At 61.5% G+C, this 17,813-nt stretch carries 19 protein-coding genes; 8 read left to right on the top strand and 11 right to left on the bottom strand.

The window, feature by feature from the left end:
- Positions 1-31: 31 nt before the first annotated feature.
- The 3 genes from AC3WQS_RS00655 to hisD all read right to left on the bottom strand — a co-directional run bounded on the left by AC3WQS_RS00655 (position 32) and on the right by hisD (position 4,524).
- Positions 32-1,618 (bottom strand): GMC family oxidoreductase, encoded by a 1,587-nt coding sequence (locus tag AC3WQS_RS00655; RefSeq protein WP_029537086.1) that lies wholly within the window; start codon positions 1,616-1,618, stop codon positions 32-34.
- A 153-nt stretch (positions 1,619-1,771) separates the two neighbouring features.
- On the bottom strand, positions 1,772-3,205 hold the full coding sequence (locus AC3WQS_RS00650) for an aspartate ammonia-lyase (protein ID WP_019745471.1): 1,434 nt from the start codon (positions 3,203-3,205) through the stop codon (positions 1,772-1,774).
- On the bottom strand, positions 3,202-4,524 hold the full coding sequence (gene hisD / locus AC3WQS_RS00645) for a histidinol dehydrogenase (protein WP_492712804.1): 1,323 nt from the start codon (positions 4,522-4,524) through the stop codon (positions 3,202-3,204). The genes AC3WQS_RS00650 and hisD overlap by 4 nt, the downstream gene beginning before the upstream one ends.
- Positions 4,525-4,885: 361 nt before the next feature.
- Between hisD and AC3WQS_RS00640 the strand changes: the two genes are divergently transcribed.
- Together AC3WQS_RS00640 and AC3WQS_RS00635 are read left to right on the top strand one after the other, a co-directional pair.
- On the top strand, positions 4,886-5,905 hold the full coding sequence (locus AC3WQS_RS00640) for a Gfo/Idh/MocA family protein (protein ID WP_492712805.1): 1,020 nt from the start codon (positions 4,886-4,888) through the stop codon (positions 5,903-5,905).
- A 405-nt stretch (positions 5,906-6,310) separates the two neighbouring features.
- Entirely contained in the window at positions 6,311-6,562 is a 252-nt protein-coding gene (locus AC3WQS_RS00635; protein ID WP_133727159.1) for a hypothetical protein, read from the top strand.
- 150 nt (positions 6,563-6,712) lie between these two features.
- Here AC3WQS_RS00635 and AC3WQS_RS00630 read toward each other — a convergent pair whose 3' ends face one another.
- Both AC3WQS_RS00630 and AC3WQS_RS00625 read right to left on the bottom strand, forming a co-directional pair.
- Complete coding sequence (locus tag AC3WQS_RS00630) at positions 6,713-7,216, bottom strand: NUDIX domain-containing protein (RefSeq protein ID WP_080909894.1); 504 nt, start codon at positions 7,214-7,216, stop codon at positions 6,713-6,715.
- Positions 7,217-7,323: 107 nt separating this feature from the next.
- Positions 7,324-8,616, bottom strand: a complete 1,293-nt coding sequence (locus AC3WQS_RS00625; protein WP_387403222.1) for an MFS transporter — start codon at positions 8,614-8,616, stop codon at positions 7,324-7,326.
- A 408-nt stretch (positions 8,617-9,024) separates the two neighbouring features.
- On the opposite strand from AC3WQS_RS00625, the gene AC3WQS_RS00620 reads away from it, so the two are divergent.
- Entirely contained in the window at positions 9,025-9,603 is a 579-nt protein-coding gene (locus AC3WQS_RS00620; protein WP_080572255.1) for a glycoside hydrolase family 3 N-terminal domain-containing protein, read from the top strand.
- Positions 9,604-9,691: 88 nt separating this feature from the next.
- On the opposite strand, the gene AC3WQS_RS00615 is transcribed toward AC3WQS_RS00620, so the two are convergent.
- On the bottom strand, positions 9,692-10,318 hold the full coding sequence (locus AC3WQS_RS00615) for a TetR/AcrR family transcriptional regulator (protein WP_070795625.1): 627 nt from the start codon (positions 10,316-10,318) through the stop codon (positions 9,692-9,694).
- Positions 10,319-10,407: 89 nt separating this feature from the next.
- Between AC3WQS_RS00615 and AC3WQS_RS00610 the strand changes: the two genes are divergently transcribed.
- Complete coding sequence (locus tag AC3WQS_RS00610) at positions 10,408-10,869, top strand: SRPBCC family protein (protein ID WP_019745480.1); 462 nt, start codon at positions 10,408-10,410, stop codon at positions 10,867-10,869.
- A 2-nt stretch (positions 10,870-10,871) separates the two neighbouring features.
- On the opposite strand, the gene AC3WQS_RS00605 is transcribed toward AC3WQS_RS00610, so the two are convergent.
- The 3 genes from AC3WQS_RS00605 to AC3WQS_RS00595 form a co-directional block, all read right to left on the bottom strand.
- Positions 10,872-11,519, bottom strand: a complete 648-nt coding sequence (locus AC3WQS_RS00605) for a TetR/AcrR family transcriptional regulator (RefSeq protein ID WP_019745481.1) — start codon at positions 11,517-11,519, stop codon at positions 10,872-10,874.
- A gap of 97 nt (positions 11,520-11,616) precedes the next feature.
- Entirely contained in the window at positions 11,617-12,378 is a 762-nt protein-coding gene (locus tag AC3WQS_RS00600) for an SDR family NAD(P)-dependent oxidoreductase (RefSeq protein WP_003939707.1), read from the bottom strand.
- 78 nt (positions 12,379-12,456) lie between these two features.
- Positions 12,457-13,602 carry an acyl-CoA dehydrogenase family protein gene (locus tag AC3WQS_RS00595; protein ID WP_007730036.1) on the bottom strand — a complete coding sequence of 382 codons (1,146 nt, stop codon included), beginning with the start codon at positions 13,600-13,602 and terminating at the stop codon, positions 12,457-12,459.
- A 140-nt stretch (positions 13,603-13,742) separates the two neighbouring features.
- On the opposite strand from AC3WQS_RS00595, the gene AC3WQS_RS00590 reads away from it, so the two are divergent.
- Both AC3WQS_RS00590 and AC3WQS_RS00585 read left to right on the top strand, forming a co-directional pair.
- Positions 13,743-14,342: a TetR/AcrR family transcriptional regulator gene (locus AC3WQS_RS00590; protein ID WP_492712806.1), complete on the top strand. Its 600-nt coding sequence runs from the start codon at positions 13,743-13,745 to the stop codon at positions 14,340-14,342.
- A 35-nt stretch (positions 14,343-14,377) separates the two neighbouring features.
- Positions 14,378-14,956, top strand: a complete 579-nt coding sequence (locus AC3WQS_RS00585; RefSeq protein WP_080909892.1) for a DUF7822 domain-containing protein — start codon at positions 14,378-14,380, stop codon at positions 14,954-14,956.
- Between the two features lie 7 nt (positions 14,957-14,963).
- Here the strand turns inward: AC3WQS_RS00585 and AC3WQS_RS00580 are convergent, their stop codons facing one another.
- Together AC3WQS_RS00580 and AC3WQS_RS00575 are read right to left on the bottom strand one after the other, a co-directional pair.
- Positions 14,964-16,205 carry an RNA polymerase sigma factor gene (locus tag AC3WQS_RS00580; protein WP_492712807.1) on the bottom strand — a complete coding sequence of 414 codons (1,242 nt, stop codon included), beginning with the start codon at positions 16,203-16,205 and terminating at the stop codon, positions 14,964-14,966.
- Positions 16,206-16,211: 6 nt separating this feature from the next.
- Complete coding sequence (locus AC3WQS_RS00575) at positions 16,212-16,556, bottom strand: YciI family protein (protein ID WP_007730031.1); 345 nt, start codon at positions 16,554-16,556, stop codon at positions 16,212-16,214.
- Between the two features lie 140 nt (positions 16,557-16,696).
- Between AC3WQS_RS00575 and AC3WQS_RS00570 the strand changes: the two genes are divergently transcribed.
- Together AC3WQS_RS00570 and AC3WQS_RS00565 are read left to right on the top strand one after the other, a co-directional pair.
- On the top strand, positions 16,697-17,173 hold the full coding sequence (locus AC3WQS_RS00570) for a DUF309 domain-containing protein (protein ID WP_042953026.1): 477 nt from the start codon (positions 16,697-16,699) through the stop codon (positions 17,171-17,173).
- Positions 17,173-17,811: an LON peptidase substrate-binding domain-containing protein gene (locus tag AC3WQS_RS00565; protein WP_492712808.1), complete on the top strand. Its 639-nt coding sequence runs from the start codon at positions 17,173-17,175 to the stop codon at positions 17,809-17,811. Before AC3WQS_RS00570 ends, AC3WQS_RS00565 begins: the two co-directional genes overlap by 1 nt.
- The last annotated feature ends 2 nt before the right edge of the window (positions 17,812-17,813 follow it).

Here is a 17,813-nt window from a genome sequence, read left to right as displayed (position 1 = left end):
TTTCGAATCGAAAAGAATTGGGGTGAGCAATTTATGCAGAGATCGACGAGCCGTGCGATGCACCCGCCGTGGAGTCGCCGCTTCGAGCGATGATCGAATCTGCAACACGCAACGCGTTCGCCGCGATCGACAGCGCCGGATTCATCACCGGGAGCGACGGAAAGAAGGAGGAGTCGACGACATACAGGTTGTCGACATCGTGTGCCTGGCAACTCGGATCGAGGACCGATGTAGCCGGGTCGGTACCGAGCCGAACGGTTCCGGCCTGATGCGAGTTCACCTCTATCCCGGTTCCTTCACTGATGACCACCGGAAATCCGATCTTGCGAAGCATTTTTCGCGTCTCGCGAACCAGAACCTCGTGTGCCCGGACGTTATTCGGTTCCCACGCGATCTGGATACGCCCTCCGGGAGTCAGCGTGACACGATTTTCAGGGTTGGGCAGATCCTCCGTGAACAGCCACCAATCGGTACTACGGTTCGTGGCAAGGCTCAACGCCCATTTGGGGATGTGGGGCCGTTGCCCCTTGATCATCTCCGCCTGGAGCTTCCCGATCAGTTGCACGTGGCCCAGCGGATACGGATGATCGTCAGTGCCACGCAGGTAGAAGTCGTTGAAGTACAACGTCTTTTGAAACTCGGACTTGTTCTTCTTGAGTGGGTCGATGGCCACCATGATCGAGTTCATGTGCACCATGTAGTTACGACCGACCATTCCGGAGGAATTTGCGAGCCCGTCAGGATGGACAGACGTGGCCGAACGTAGCAGCAGCGCTGCAGAATTGACCGCACCACAGGAGATTACGACCGTATCCGCACGTACGGTGGAGGTGACGCCGCGATGGGTCACTTCGACGCCTGATGCTCGACGTCCGGAATCGTCGGTCAGCACCTTCTCCACGTACCCGTTCGTGACGATTTCGACGTTGCCCGAATCGAGTGCGGGTCGCACGCAACAGACGTCGGCATCCGATTTCGCCAAGGTACGGCAAGGGAACCCGTCGCATGTCTTGCATCGAATACATGACCCACCCTGCCGAAGGTCGACCCCGAGCGGGAGATTGGAAGGGGTGAAACCCGCCTTACGCATATCGTCGGCGACCTGCTGTATCGCTGGCTCGTGCCCTACGGGAGGGTACGGAAACGGTTCGTTGCGTGGCAACGTCGGGTCGTCGGTGTGGTCGCCGTGAACCTTGTACACCTGCTCGGCACGTGCGTAGTAGGGTTCGAGATCGTCGTACGAGAACGGCCATGCCGGCGATTCACCGTCGTGATGCCGTGAGGACTGAAAATCCTCTCGCCTGAACCTGACCAGCGAGCCACCGTAGAATTTGGTGTTTCCGCCGACGTAATAGTAGGTGCCGGGGGCGAACTCCCGCCCTTCGGTGTCGACCCATTTTTCGGCGTTCTTGTACCGATCTTTCTCGAACACCGCTCGGGGGTCCCAATTCTGACGTTCCTGTGGAAGGAAGTCTCCCCTCTCGATCAAGAGCACATCGAGGCCGGAATCCTTGAGAGCGTATGCCATCGTTCCACCCCCCATTCCGCTTCCCACGACGATGACGTCGTAGTTGCTCTTACAGGGGGGATGACTGTCCATTCGTGTCTTTTCGAACATGGTTTCCGTCTCCTGGCTGGCTTGACGCTGTACGTCCTTGAACCGTGCCGACTCAGCTTCTGTCAATCCTGACGCAACAGGACTGCAAGTAGTTATACGTATCACTAAACGATACCGCCCACATGTGCGGTGTCAACCGCCCTGAAGACCTGGTCAGGTCGACGGGACGAGCGGATCGAAATCGGGAGCCGACACGATCGCAGTTCGTGCCAAATTCGCAGGCTCCATGATCGCGTCCAAATCCTCCTTGCCCAACAACCCGCGTTCGAGCACCAACTCCACGACGGTGCGACCGGAAGCAAGCGCGTCCGCCGCCAATTCCGTCGCGGCTGTGTAGCCGATGTAGGGATTGAGCGCGGTCACGACACCGATCGAAGCCGCGACCGTTCGTTCGAGATGCGCGACGTTGGCGGTAATGCCGATCACGCATCGCTCGCGCAACACAGTGCAGCCCCGCGTGAGGAGTTCTGCAGTCTCGAACAGGCTGTGTGCAATGACAGGTTCGAATGCGTTGAGCTGCAGTTGACCCGCCTCGGCAGCCATGGTGATGGTCAGATCGTTTCCCACCACCCGGTAGGCAATCTGATTGACCACTTCGGGAATGACCGGATTGACCTTGCCAGGCATGATCGACGAACCCGCCTGCACCGCAGGTAAATTGATCTCACCCAGCCCTGCGCGTGGGCCCGAGGACAGCAATCTCAGATCGTTGCAGATCTTGGACAGCTTGACCGCAGTGCGCTTGAGCACTCCCGACAACTGAACGAAGGCCCCGACGTCCTGGGTTGCTTCGATGAGATCCGATGCCGTCGAGATGTCGAGACCGGTGATCGACACCAGGTGCTCACGCACACGTCTGGCGTACTCCGGGTGCGCATTGAGACCGGTGCCTATCGCCGTCCCTCCCAGGTTGATCTCCGAGATCAACCGAGCGGCCTCTTCCAGTCTCTGAGAGTCCTCCTTGATCATCACGGCGAACGTGACGATCTCTTGACCGAGAGTCATCGGGACCGCGTCTTGCAACTGAGTCCGTCCGACCTTGAGCACGTGGGAGAACTCGGCTGCTTTCTCCGCGAATGCGCCTGCAAGTTCGTCCATCGCACCTCGAAGCCTGGTGACCGCACCTTGCAAGCCGATTTTGATCGCGGTGGGGTAGACGTCGTTGGTGCTCTGACTCATGTTGACGTGTTCGAGAGGATGGAGGAATTGGTACTGCCCCCGTTCGCGGCCGAGCATTTCGAGCGCGCGGTTCGCGACCACTTCGTTGGCGTTCATGTTCGAGGACGTGCCGGCACCACCCTGAATGACGTCGACGACGAACTGGTCGGCGAACCTGCCCGCGCGAATCTCCTTGCAAGCTTGCTCGATCGCTGTTGCATGCTCGGGCGAGAGGATTCCGAGGTCGGCGTTCGCCCGAGCCGCGGCCTGCTTGACCGCGGCCAACGCCGATACCATGTCCGGGTGGACCGAGAGAGGAATACCGGTGATCGGGAAGTTCTCCAGTGCCCTCAGCGTGTGGATGCCGTAGTAGGCCTCCGCAGGCACTTCACGATCACCGAGCAGGTCGTGCTCGATGCGCATCGTCATTTGAGGTTTGCCGCCACCGGGATCTCGCCCCACGGTAGTTCGGCTCCACCGAACTTCGCCGCACGCAGGTCACCTGAACGGGCGTGGCCTTCGAAGCGTTCCAATCGGGACAGTCGCGCAGCGATCTCGCCGATCCTGGCGCTCGCCGCCGGATCGCGCACCTCCTGGAAAGTGAGGGTTTTGAGGAACTTCCCTACCCAGAGCCCTCCGGTGTAGCGCGCAGCGCCAAGAGTAGGAAGTACATGGTTGGTCCCGATCACTTTGTCGCCGTATGGAACACACGTTCCTTCCCCGAGGAAAAGGGCACCGTAGTTGCTCATGTTGTCGAGCGCTTCACGCGGATTCTGCGTCAGGATCTGTACGTGCTCGGAGGCAAACTTGTCCGCGAGTTCATATGCTTCGGAGAGAGTCCCGACAACGTGGATCTGTCCATGGTCGCGCCAGGCAGGCCCGGCGATCGCGTTCGTCTCCAGACCGGGTAGCAATGCGTCGATGTGTTTGATCACCTCGTTGCCCACAGCCTCGGACGTCGTGATCAACACACACGGTGAATCCGGACCGTGTTCAGCCTGGCTGAGTAGATCCACTGCGATGGTGAACGGGTCGGCGCACTCGTCGGCAACGATCAGTGTTTCGGTGGGACCTGCAAAGAGATCGATTCCGACCTCACCGAAGAGTTGACGCTTTGCCTCTGCCACGTATGCGTTGCCCGGCCCCGTGAGGATCGAGACAGGATCGATCGTCTCGGTACCGAGAGCCAGCGCTGCAATCGCCTGTACGCCACCGAGCACGAAAATCTCGTCGGCCCCGGCGAGATGCATTGCGGTGATGCTGATCTGGGGCGGAAGCCCGTCATTCGGGGGCGTCGTAGCCGCGACGCGTTCGACGCCTGCGACCTTCGCGGTCAGCACCGTCATGTGCGCCGACGCTGTCAGCGGGTACCTGCCACCCGGAACGTAGGCTGCAGCCGCGTCGATCGGAACGTTCCGGTGCCCCAAGAACACGCCGGGCAGAGTCTCGACCTCGAGGTCTGTGATGGTATCGCGCTGCGCCTGGGCGAAGTCGCGAATCTGACGCTGCGCGAACTGCAGGTCCTCGAGGACCGTTGTCGGGACGGACTTGACGATCTCGCGGATCTGATCTTCGTCGAGCCGGAACGAATCCGGCGACCACCGGTCGAAACGGTCAGAGTACTTGCGGACCGCGTCGTCACCGTTGGCACGAATGTCTGCGATCACACCCGCGACTGTGTCGACCACCGCCGGATTGCTGGCACGCTGCGCTGGTTCGCCGACTGCTGCTTTGAGAACGAACGACATTGGCGGGTTGCTCCTTCGAGGTGAGGCATGAAATCAAACTGATAGCCCTAGCTTTCCTGCGAAGTGATCCAGCGAACAGACACATAGGGGGAAGCACTTCTGCCAAAATCTGCCCAATCCGTGCATGATATGCCGGTCGTTCGAAAGCTCACGGTCAGAGCAGGTGCAGCGCTCGCGCCTGCTCACAGTGGTCGATCAGCGGCTCACGCTTGCACGTTTTGGCGCTGTCGATATTTATCGCCACTTCGTAGTGTTGGCCTACCAGATTTCGTCCGCGCCGAACTCCTGACGTCGAGTCGGCCAATACCCGGAGCCGTCGTTGTCTATTCGACATCGTCGATGCCCGAGAAGGAATACTTCGATGAGCGAACAACCGCATCTCGTCTGGGGAATCGTCGGTGCGAGTGATATCGCCGAAACGCGAATGATTCCCGCACTGCGAAGGACCGGCCACCACATCAGTTCCGTGTACAGCGGAAATGCGGACCACGCCGAGCAGTACGCACGTCGGAACGAGATATCGAACCGAACGAACAAGCTGAACGATCTGCTCAGCGATCCCCTCATCGATGCGGTCTACATCTCCAGTGCAAATGATCGCCACCTCGAGCAGGTGTGCGCGGCGGCAGCAGCCGGAAAACACGTTCTCTGCGAGAAGCCGCTGTCGACGAGCATCGACAATGCGCGGAAGATGACCGCCGCTTGCCAATCCGCCGGCGTAGTCCTAGGTGTCAACCACCACCTGCCTGCCGCAGGTACGCACCAGGCCATTCGACGCACAGTGACGCGCGGCGACATAGGCCGGATTCTGTCGGTCAGTGTTCGCCACACGTCACTCCTACCCGAACGATTGCGAGGGTGGCGACTCGGTAGCGCGCCGGGATCAGGCGCCGTCATGGATCTTTCCTGCCACAACGCATCAGTCGTGAATCCGCTACTCGGCACAAGAGCACTGACGGCGAGCGCGATCACTGTGGCTCAAGGAGATTGGGTGACCGAAGCCGAAGATGCAGCCTCCTCGTCGATTCTCTACGAGAACAACGTCCTTGTACGATTCCACGACACTTTCACTACGCCATTCGCACCCACGTATGTGGAGGTGCACGGGACAGCCGGCAGCCTTCATGCAGCCGACGTCATGACTCCGGAACCCATCGGGTCGGTCGTTCTGCACGATCGCCGGGGATCACACGAGATCGATGTCGAAGACCGCCGGCACACGTACGACATCACGCTGGAACACTTCACCCGTGCCACGAACGGTGACGGCCGACCAGTCGTCGACGGACTCGACGCGACCAACGCACTGGCAGTGAGCATCTCGATACTCGAGTCGGCCAGGACGGCTAGCCGGGTCACAGTCGACTTCTGTGGACAGTAGCCGTTCACAATTCACACTCGGAGCTGGTTCGATCCAAGGTAGAGGTTCATGAAACGTCCCACTGAACGTGACGAAAATTCGGATTGGAATAGATTCGCGATCCCACAATTCGTGGAACTTCTGCGGTCCGGTTCAGTTGGGCGCGGCCCGGCAATCGTAGGGATCGACGGGAGGGGTGGTTCCGGCAAGTCGACGCTGGCCGCACTGTTATCGGCAAACTGCACAGGGACGGTCATCGTGCACACAGATGACATCGCGTGCAGTCGAACATTTTTTGGCTGGGATACCTTGCTCGCCAAGGAATTACTGGAACCTATACGGCGAACTGGGCTTCCATTCACCTTCCGGTCGAACCACGACAAGCCTCGCGATATCGCTGTCTCTGACCAGACAACGTTGCTTCTCGTGGAAGGTGCCGGGTCGATCCGCCGTTCATTGCGGATGTTGTACGACGCGACAGTGTGGGTCGACACCGCACCGGAGACAGCGCGACAACGATTGGTCGAGCTCGGCGAGGATCCACAGGGCTATCACGACGACAGGATGATCGAAGAGAATTCGTTGCTGAACGCGGACCGCCCCTGGGCGCACGCAATGTTTCACGTGTCTGGAACCAACTCTGCGACCAACGGCACAGTCCTGGTGCGCCGAACATAACCGCGTCGACCTCGAACAGCATTGGCATCACGAGTCGTCCACGGGGTTGTCTACGACGGGTCGCTGCCCAGTTACGGCATATTCTCCTGTACAGAGCGTCGGTGTCGCCAGCGATCGCGCGGCCCGATTCTGTACGAGTAGCAACCTGGATCAATCCGAGCCGAAACACACTACCGGGCACGGCGACCCGCGACGAAGGGTGAGATCGAGTCTCTCGGCGATATCGTGAGGCGCGAAAAGGGCCGAACCCGAATAGTTCTCGATCTCTTCCAGAGTCCACCATCTGAAACCGTGTAGGTGCTCATCGCGCAATTCTGCGTCGGTCAATGCCCCTCGTGGTTCGAATCCATGAACTCGAACCAGGAAATAGAAGTTGTCGACGCCGCTGAATCCGGGAAAGTGCTCTGGATCGATGATCGTTTGGCGCCAGACGAGCGGCTGCGTCGTGCGTAGTTCGAGCCCTACCTCTTCTCGAAGCTCTCGCTCGAGTGTGCCGCGTGGGGTCTCACGTTCCTCACAACGGCCACCGGGCGTGATCCAATAGGATTCATCGGATCTAGATCGAAAGTTGCACAACAGTATTCGATACGAATGATCCACGATCAGCGCTCGCGCAGAACGTCTGATCGACTCCGAAGGTCCGCCAGTGCTCATCCTGTTTCTTCCTCAAATCCCGAACAGAATTTCCTTCCGTTCGGTGACACCAGTGCGAGTACACCGGATTTCGATGTACTCGCACGTGGGCCACTGCTTGTTCGACCTCAGTGGGAGACCGTGTGATGCTCCGGCTTCAGAGCATTTCCCGTACGTTCAGTTTCCGAGTATCGCGGAACGGTTTTCATCAATACAGGACCGCCGACGGCGATGAGCAGGAGCAAGATTGCCGGCAGCGCCGGCATCCAGCCGATTCCGAATCCGTCGACGATGAGCGTGATCGCAGCCGGCCCGACGAGCATGCCGACGTAGCCGATCGCATTGACAATTCCGATGTTTCTTCCGGCGTTCTCGGGGTCACGACGGCCGGCAGCAGAGAGCATCAGCGGAGCCATGCATGCCAGCCCGAGCCCCAGGAGAACGAATCCCACCAGGGCGAACGGAGCTGACGCACCCCCGATCGCAAGCAAGGCACCGACGAATCCGATCACACCACTGACGGCCACGATGACGCGCGCACCGAAGTACTCGGCGAGCCGGTCACCGAAGAGGCGCCCCACGAATTGTGCACCGGAGTAGAAGGTCACAGCTGTCGCAGCCATACCAGCGCTGGTATCGGCATGGCGCCGGACGAACTCTTGTCCCCAGTCCAGAATTGCGCCTTCGCTGAGCATCGATGCCAGCATCAAGAGGCCGAATCCGGCCATGATCAGCAAAGTCGTCGTCGACGCCGATCTCCCGGTTGTCGATTGCTTCCCGAGAACGGCTGCGGCATCCGGGGGTAGCAGCTCATCGCGAGTCAACAACCAGCGACCGAACACAGCTCCGAGAACCGACATCGTGACACCGATCGAGATGTAGGCCACCGCGGGGCTCTCGACATAGTGACGGGCGATTGCACTGGCCACCAGGCCGATGACGAATCCGCCTGCCGGATAGGCCGCGTGGAACGCAGACATGATGGGCCTGCCGTAGTAACGCTCCACCTGCACACCGTGTGTGTTGAAGGCGGTGTCGAAGGCACCTCTCAACAAGCCGATCATCACGCCGAGGAACATTGCGCTGGCAATACCCTGCAAGAACGCGAACGGGATATACATCAACGGGTAGATGATCATCGTGGGCATACAGGTGGCTCGCGGACCGTACCTGTCGACGAACGGCCCGATGAGGAAGCAGCCGACTGCAGCGCCGACGCCGATCGCCAATGCCACCAGCCCGAAATTCGAGTCGCCGCCCTCCCCCGACCACCCCAGGTGAGCACGGAGCGCAGTGGTGTTCGTCGACCACGTGAGCATGACCGCTCCCAATTGTGCGAATCCGAAGAATGTCGCAACCCGGGCAAGCCGAATTCGCTGGAGGCTCAGCGCCCGCGGGTCTTCCGAAATGTTCGTAGTCATTGTGAGTCCTCAATCTGCACACGCATGCCCCTCAATAGGGTTGCGAGGCAAGTCATGTACTGCAATCAGCGTTGTCCAAATCACGTTACGGAGTCACCATCACAACAACGATGCACAGTACGAGCACTACTTCACCATAAATATGCACACATCGTGCATATAGCAGGCCAAACAGTCCCTGCAGTCACACGCCCGCCAGGTCCACACTGCACACTGCATCATTGCGCGTACCGACGCCGGGGATAACACTCACCATGCTCGTGCGGTTAAACGTATCACCGCACGTGGAAGAGTCAATAGGGCAAGAATCAGCGCACTGGTAAACGATCGACCGAGCCGGATGCCCGAAGACGCGCCCCGCGTCGGCGCAGAAGTAGCTACTGCGAGCCCTGCACACGCACACTCGACCTGCCGCATTCGGAAATCGCTCGCATCGCAGCGGCCTTCGTTCACGGCGTCCAGACCTCTGGAGTCGCGGCAATCGCAAAACACTTCCCAGGGTTCCCAGTACTCGAACACGACCCCGCAGCAAAGGACACGGCCGTCGGCGCAAAGGGCTGGAGCACAAAAACTCTCACACCGTTCAAGGCTGTCGTCAACGCCGGCGTTTCCCGCATGATGATCGGACCGGCCATTGTCGAAGCCGTCGATCCAACCGCTCCGACGACGGCCTCGAGCATCACGGTCCGAGCATCGCAAGAGGACCTGGGCTTCCGCGGCGTAGTCGGGAGTGACGATCTGGATTCCCCTGCAACGGCGCGTGGGCGGGCACCCGCAGAGACCGCACTCGCAAGCCTCCTGGCCGGCGCTGACCGCCTACTGATCCCCGGCGGCGATGAAGTCGCCACTGTCGCAAAGTCGTTGGCCGCCGCGGCCGTCCGGAATCCGATAGTTGGAGAACGCCTTCGCAACGCAGCAAACCGTGTCCGCGCGCTGGTCAATGCGACCGACCTATGCGATTTCCCAGGCAAACAAAAGCGAGGTTGAACGCGTCGTGGCCGACACCAAACGCTGGCGACCGCCTACCGCGACACTGCACACAGCAGTTACTCCCCCACCCGCTTCGCCCCCACAGTCACTCCCCCACCCGCTTCGCCCCCACCATCCGACGCGCTATCTCCAGATACCTCTCCACCAACTCGTCCGGAGACAACTCACCGTCCGGTCGGTACCACACCGCGACGGCGACGCACATCGTCACGACAGCTCGGCTGGCATCCTCGGGATGGTCGGCATCGAACACGCCCGAAGCAACGCCGTCGAGGACGATCCGGTCCACCTGCTTCTGCTGTTCGTCGCGCTGCGCGATGTAACTAGCCCGGCTGTCGGGCTCCATGCTGCGAATCTCGGAGGAGGCGACGAACGACTGCTCGCGTCGAAACATGTGGAACCGCAACAGAGATTCGATCACCGCGTCGAAGCGATCAGAGGGATCGTCCCCGGCGTCGAGTTCGGCGGCGCGGCTTCGCTCCAACAACTCCGTCATCACCACGGTCGCCAGACCGATCAACAGAGCCTGCTTGGACGGGTAGTGGTGGTAGAGCCCCGGCACCGACAGCCCGGACCGCGACGCGACGTCACGGATCGAAGTCCCGTGATAGCCCTGCTCGACGAACGCCTCCAGCGCCGCAGCGAGCGGTTTCGGTAGTCCCAGGTCTTCGTAATCGCGCCAGGACCCGCGTACCGGAAGCTCGTTCGTCATACCGATACCGTAGATCGCCGTTGCGCCGCCGCCGAACGCGTCGGTGCCATTGGTTACAGTCGATGTTCACCGAAAGACAGGGACCAGTCATGATCCATGTTCGCCACTCCGCGGTTGCTGCCGTGCCGGTTGATGTCGCCTTCGACTACATCGACGACTACCGCAACGTCCCGACGTGGATGTTCGGTGTTTCCGAGTTCACACCGTTCGGAGAGTTCGATCAGGGGCTCGGCGCCACGTTCGACGCGGCCATGCAGATCGGGCCAAGCACGTTGCGCTCCAAGCTCGAGGTCACCGAGTGGGAGAAGAATCGGATCATCAAGCTGTCTTCGCTCGGCGGTGTATCCAACTCGTCCACGTGGGAGTTCGCCGCGATCGACGATTCCAAGACCGAGCTTTCCGTCGACTTCGCCTACAAACTCCCCGGCGGCATTGCCGGCAAAGCTCTCGGCCGCTTGATCGGGCCGTTCGTCGAAAACGCTGTCAGGAACAGCGAGGAGACGTTGCGCCACAGCCTCGAGCAGCAGTTCGCGGCCCGCGGCGAAGGCTGAAACTACCCGCGGTCGCCTTCGAGGCCCAGCGCGTTGGCCCACACCTGAGTAGCCGTCTTGACGACGTCCTCGAACGGGACGGGGTTGCCGTCGGCGCCAGGTTCCTCGGAGACGAACGAACTGTAGGCAAGACGGCTCACCATCGCCGACAGTGCTCGGGAAGCCAGCAGCGGATCCAGTGAGCCGTCTGCCTTGCCAGCTGCTTGCAGGCGTTCGATGGCTCGGGCATTGCGAGAAATGAAGGTCTCGGCTCGGTCCCGACGCAGTTTCGCGAAGGCCGGATCGATGTGCGATACCTGCTCGAGCAGACCCATCAGTTTGGCGTTGCGGCGAAAAGCCGTCAGGTAGGCACGGTTGCTCGATTCGAGGACCGCATACGGATTGTCGACGTCGCGGACCCGTCCCATGCCGGGGTGCAACATGTCTTCCTGCGCAACGTCGAGAACTGCGGCGAAGATCTGCTCTTTGTTGTCGAAGTAGGTGTAGAACGTGCCGGTGGAGCAGTTCGCTTCCTTGGTGATGTCCGTCAGACGGGCATCGAGATACCCTGCGCGCTCGAACACCGTTCGAGCCGCTGCGACCAGAGAAGCCCTGGTCCGGACGCCGCGGGCAGTCACCGGCAGGTCACGCAGAAGCTCCGTCGCAGCCATGGATGGTGGCGGACGGTCTTCCCAGTTCTCCTGAGGTTCGGCGCGAGAGGTCACCAGCTACTTATACGGCAAAGCCGGCGACATCTCGGCATCGGCGTCAGGTGATGGTGATTCCTCCGTCGACGGCGATGGTCTGACCGGTGACGTATCCGCCTGCCTCGGACGCGAGCCACACCATGGTGGCCGCGAGCTCTTCCGGATCGCCCATGCGGCCGAGGATCAGGCGCGGAGCCATCGCGTCCAAGTAGCCGTCGTTGTATTGGTCGGTCATTTCCGACTTGAAGAAGCCTGGCGCTATCGCGTTGACGCGAATGCCCTTGCGCGTTCCCCACTGCTGTGCGAGGTCACGGGTCAATCCGACGACGCCTGCCTTGCTCGCCGCATAGGCGGCCTGTGGGAGTCCGGCGGTCGTCAATCCGAGAATGCTCGAGATGTTGACGATGGAGCTGCCCGGGAGCATGACGCGGCCGCAGGCCTGCGCTGCCCAGTAAGACCCATTGAGGTTGATGTCGATGACGGCGCGGAACTGGTCCGGGGTCTCACGGGTTGCCGGAACAGCGGTTCCGACGCCGGCGTTGTTGACCAGTACGTCCACGCGGCCGAACTTCTCCATCGCGGCGTCGACCATGTTCTGAGCCTGTGCCGGATCGACGATGTCGGTGGCCACGCACAACGCTTCGCGGCCTGCGTCACGCACGAGCTTGGCCGTGTCTTCGAGCTTGTCGACGCGGCGAGCAGCGAGGACGACGTCCGCACCCGCCTCTGCTGCGGCTTTCGCAAACGCCACCCCGAGGCCCGACGACGCACCGGTCACGATGACCACTCGATCGGTCAGAGAGAACTTGTCGAGAACAGACATGCGCGGTGATGCTCCTGTGTCGTCGGGTTCGGGAAGTGACGTATGGACTGCAGTGACATATGGACTGCAGTTGCGAAATTACAGGCCGAGATCGCGGCCGATGAGTTCCTTCATGATCTCGTTGGATCCGGCCCAGATCTTGGTGACGCGGGCGTCCATCCACGCGCGAGCGGCGCGGTACTCGGTCATGAAGCCGTAGCCGCCGTGCAACTGAACACAGTGATCGAGGACCTCGTTCTGCACCTGCGCGGTCCACCACTTCGCCTTGGCGGCGTCGATGGCGGTCAGCTCGCCGGCAGCGTGTGCTGCGACGCAGTTGTCGACGTAAGCCTGGGTGACCTCGATGCGGGTCACGAGATCCGCGAGAAGGAATTTGTTCCACTGCAGCGAGCCGATCGGCTGACCGAAAGCCTTGCGGTCCTTGGCATATTGCAGCGTCTCTTCGAGGATCGGAGCAGCGTGCGCGATGTTGGACACCGCAGCGCCGACGCGCTCCTGCGGCAGCATTTCCATCATGTGGATAAACCCGCGGTCGATCTCACCGATGATGTTGGTGGACGGCACGCGAACGTTCTCGAAGAACAGTTCGGCGGTATCGGACTCGTGCTGGCCGACCTTGTCGAGCTTGCGTCCGCGCTCGAAACCTTCCATGCCGGTTTCGACGGCAAAGAGCGTGATGCCCTTGGACTTCTTCTCGGGACTGGTCCGCGCCGCCACGATCACGAGATCAGCGTTGTAGCCGTTGGTGATGAAGGTCTTGGAGCCGTTGATGATCCAGTCGTCGCCGTCCTTGACCGCAGTGGTCTTGAGCGAGGCGAGGTCGGATCCGCCGGAAGGCTCGGTCATGCCGATGGCCGTCAGCATCTCACCGGTGCAGAACTTGGGCAGCCAACGCTGCTTCTGCTCTTCGGTGGTGAGCTGAACGAGGTACGGAGCAACGACGTCGGCATGGATGCCGAAGCTCGAGGCAACAGCTGCACTGGCACGCGAGAGTTCTTCGGCCAGAACAGCGTTGAAGCGGTAGTCGCCGGCTTCGCTTCCGCCGTACGCCTCTGGAACCTCGAGTCCGAGGAAGCCGTTGCGCCCCGCTTCGAGCCAGATTTCACGATCGATGAAGCGCTGGTCGATCAGCTTCTCTGCGACCGGAAGGATGTTCCGGTTGACGAATTCGCGGGCAGATTCGCGAAATGCCTCGTGATCGGGTCCGTACAGAGTGCGACGCATGACGAGTTGCTTCCTTTCGGCGTGGCAATGCCACACGTAACGATGTTCCTAAGCATTCGCTTAGAATCTAAGCATCTGCTTATAGTGAATCGAGAGCGGGATATTGTCAACATCGAAATCCGTCACACCTGGAGGAAACCGTGAGCGATTCACCTGACGTGGTGATCAGCCCCTCCAAAGCTGCGGCCCGTATACGCGCGGCGGCCGTGGACGCTTTTGCGGCCGCGGGCTACGGCGGCACCACCACGCGTGACATCGCCGCACGACTCGACATGAGTCCCGCCGCCATGTACCCGCACTACCGCTCGAAAGAAGAGCTGCTTTTCGCGATCAGCTTCGAAGGTCACACCGAAGCGTTGAAGGTGGTCGAGGGCGCCGACAGACCGGGTGAAGAGCCGTCCGTTCGCCTCCAGGAACTGGTCAGCACCTTCGCCAGTTGGCAGGCCGGACACCACTCACTCGCTCGCGTTGTCCAATACGAACTCACTGCACTCACACCAGAGCACTACCGAACCGTCGTCGCGCTTCGCCGCAGCACGACGCGGGTGGTCCGGGAGGTTGTCGACGCCGGCGTCCAGTCGGGCGACTTCACGATCCCCGATGCCGAAGGCGTCACCCTCGCCTTGATGTCCCTGTGCGTCGACGTGTGCCGCTGGTTCCCGGCCGGCAATTACACGAATCCGGAAGACATTGGAAAACTGTACGGAGACCTGGCATTGAGGATGGTGGGCGCCGCCTGAATCAGGTGACACCGACCGCAGAAAGGACTCGGCCAGTGGCCAACCGCACCTATCTCTACTCGACCCCTGTTGCTCCGCATGAGAATCCGGCTGCCGCTCGCGCCCGAGGTCTCACCGGTATCTCCGAGTGGTCGTACGCGATACCGCTGGTCCCGAGGATCCTTGTGTCCGTGAATCCCTTCGCCCACCAGTCGGTCATCTGGGACGACACCCCAGACCTGATCGCGGTCACCGCGCCCTGCGGTCCTGGTATCGCCCGGCTCGAAGACTTCCTCGGCCGAATCGATCACCCCGAACTCGGCACGATGGCCGGCGATGCGCTGCGTTTCCTGCGCAGCCACACCGAGCCCGACCACTACTTCGTCCTCGAGTGCGGCGAGATCTTCGACATGGACGACGAACCGTTCGCCGAACAGGGCGCGGCCCTGATGACCGGTCTGGCGGACATCGACGCCGAGATGGAGGCAGCTTTGGCCACACTCGCACCCGCCAAGCCGCGCTTCTGGGAGCGGCTGTTCACGCCGACTCAGGAGAGCGTCGAGGAACCGCTACGCGAGCTCGGCCTCGGTTACTGGTCCGAGACCCTGTACTTCGATCTCGACGTCCCGCAATAACCACCGATCAGTCAGAGATCTCACCGAGTCGACGCTCCAAGTAGGCCCGCTCCGGTTCCGTACCAACCAAATTCAGCGCACGTCGGTATGCAGACATTGCCGCGTCGGTGCGCCCCAACCGGGCGAGCAGTTCGGCGCGCGCGAGGTGATACGGGTGGTAGTCGGCAAGTTTGGGCTCCGCTGCCAGTTCTTCCAAAGCTGCCAGCCCAACCTCCTCGCCGTCGCGCATCGCCAGCGCCACTGCCCTGTTGACTGCGACGACAGGCGAAGGCGTCAACGTGAGGAGCACTCCGTAGAGCGCGCAGATCTGCGGCCAGTCGGTGCTCTCCACATCCGCCGCCTCGTCATGCAATGCGGCGATGGCAGCCTGCACCCCGTACGGCCCCGGCGCTCCCCCGGTCAACGCGACCACGACGAGGTCGCTGCCTTCCTCGATCATCGGCTGGTCCCAGCACCCGCGATCCTGATCTTCGAGGAGGACGATCCCGCCACCGGCGTCGGTACGGGCATCCCGACGCGCGTGGACGAGGAGCATCAACGCAAGCAACCCGGCGATCTCGCGCTCATCGGGAAGCAATGCGCGCAGGATCCTCGCCAGCCTGACCGCCTCTACCGCCAGGTCGACGCGTTGCAGATCCGGCCCCGAACTGGCGGCATACCCCTCGGTGAACACCGAATAGATCACCTGTAGAACACCGGGCAGGCGTTCCGGGAGTTCTTCGGTGCTGGGAGTTCGGAAGGGAATCCGAGCCTGACGTATCTTCTTCTTCGCACGCACGATCCGCTGCGCCATCGTCGCCGAGGGCACGAGGAAGGCCCGAGCTACTTCGGGCGTCGTCAACCCGCCGAGGCAACGCAAGGTGAGTGCGATTCGGTCGTCCTCGGCGAGCGCCGGGTGCGAGCAGGTGAAGAACAGCTGCAACCGCTCGTCGGGAAGTTCCCCCTCGACGACGGGCGGCGCCGGGTCGGCACGGTCGGCGTCCACCTGCATCACGGCCAATCGCGCCGCGTAGGCCTGATCACGACGAAGCCTGTCGACGGCTTTACGACGCGCCGTGGTCAGCAGCCAGGCGCCGGGTTTGGCCGGCACTCCGTCCACCGGCCAGTGCACCAACGCGGCCTCGACGGCTTCGGAGGTAACTTCCTCGGCCAGATCCAGATCACCGAAACGGCGGACGAGCGAGGCCAAGAGTCGTCCACGTTCCTCCCGGAACACTGACTCGATGGAGTTCTCGGCCTGCTCGTCCACGGCGCATCAGTCCCCGAACCCGGCCAGTGGACGCACCTCGACGCTGCCGCCGTCGCGCGCGCCGGGGCACCGCGCGGCCCAGGCCAGCGCCGCATCCAGATCAGGAACGTCGATGACGTCGTAGCCGCCGAGGATCTCACGGGTTTCAGCGAAGGGTCCGTCGGTGACGGTCTTTTCTCCGGACTGCGAGACCCGAACCGTCGTCGTAGTCGTCAGGTCGGCGAGGGCATCGCCGGACACCCAGATACCGGCATCCTTCATTTCCTTGTCGTATTGCTGCCAGTCCTCGAACGTGCACTGGGGTTCGGTGTCTCCGCCGGGTGCGGTGTAGATGAGCAACATGTACTTCATGACTGACTCCTTGGTCTGTTGTTTCTCTTCCGGCTTTCTTGCCTTACAACATGACGACGAACGGTTCTCCCCGGAATCGACAGGCGACTCGAAAAAACTTTCGGCGGGTTCGTCCGAGGTGCTGCCGTTAGGCTGAGTGTATGACCGAACGCGACCGGGACGCCGCTGGAAAGCCCCTCAATTCGCGGCCCCGCGACGGACTCGGCCGTCCACTGCCACGTGACGCAGCGGGCGGCGTCCCGCGCATTCCCGACGATGTGCGCCTCCCTCCGGACGAGTCGATCACCGAGGCTCAGCGTCTTCTCGACCACGGGATGCCTTTTCACGCGCACGAAATTTTCGAAGGAACGTGGAAGGACGCTCCCGCCGAGGAGCGTGACCTGTGGCAGGGACTGGCTCAATTGGCCGTCGGGCTCACCCATCTACTTCGGGGCAACAACACCGGTGCCGTCTCACTTCTCGGCCAGGGTCACGACCGCATCAGGCACTACGAAGTGGAAAGCCCGCACGGCCTCGACATCCCCGGCCTGCTGATGTGGTCCGAGCACTTGCTCGCTGAAATCGATCGCCCCGGCGATTTCCCCGTCCCTCCGATTCCGAGGTTGAGAATCCCCTGATGCCCATCTTCCCCATGTTTCCGCTCGGCTCTGCATTGCTTCCGGGTGAGGTGTTGCCACTGAACATCTTCGAGCCCCGGTACCGCGCACTGGTAGAGAACGTTCTCGAAGCTGCCGACGGCCCACTGTTCGGAGTAGTGCTCATCGCTCGTGGCCACGAGGTCGGTGGCGGCGAATCACGCCACGACGTCGGCACTCTGGCTCGGATCGAGTCTCATGTCGCAATGGGTGCCGGACGGTATCAGTTGTATTGCCGGACCGAAGACCGTATCCGCGTCAATCGCTGGCTGCCGGACGATCCTTACCCACTCGCCGAGGTCGAATTGTGGCCTGACGAGAACAACGGAACACCTGTCACCGCTTACGAATACGACTCTTTGCTCGAGCGCATCGAGTTCATGTACGGAATGTTGGGAAAGCTTGCGCTGCGGGCCGGGGAACAGACTCCACGAATGCCTGCCCCACCGTCTGCATTGGATCCGTTGGGTTCGCGGCTGTACGCCCTGGCCCGCAGCATTCCGATGGGCGACGCCGACCGCCTGGCGATATTGACCGCGCCAGGCGCCGACGAACGTATCCGCACACTGTCCGAAGCAGTCGAAAACACCATCGAGGTGGCGCAGTTCAATCTGCTCTGAGT

This window comes from Rhodococcus sp. FW305-130, from assembly GCF_058788335.1.
The sequence above is the reverse complement of the archived record's forward strand: the minus strand, read 5'-3'. Positions and strand labels throughout refer to the sequence as shown.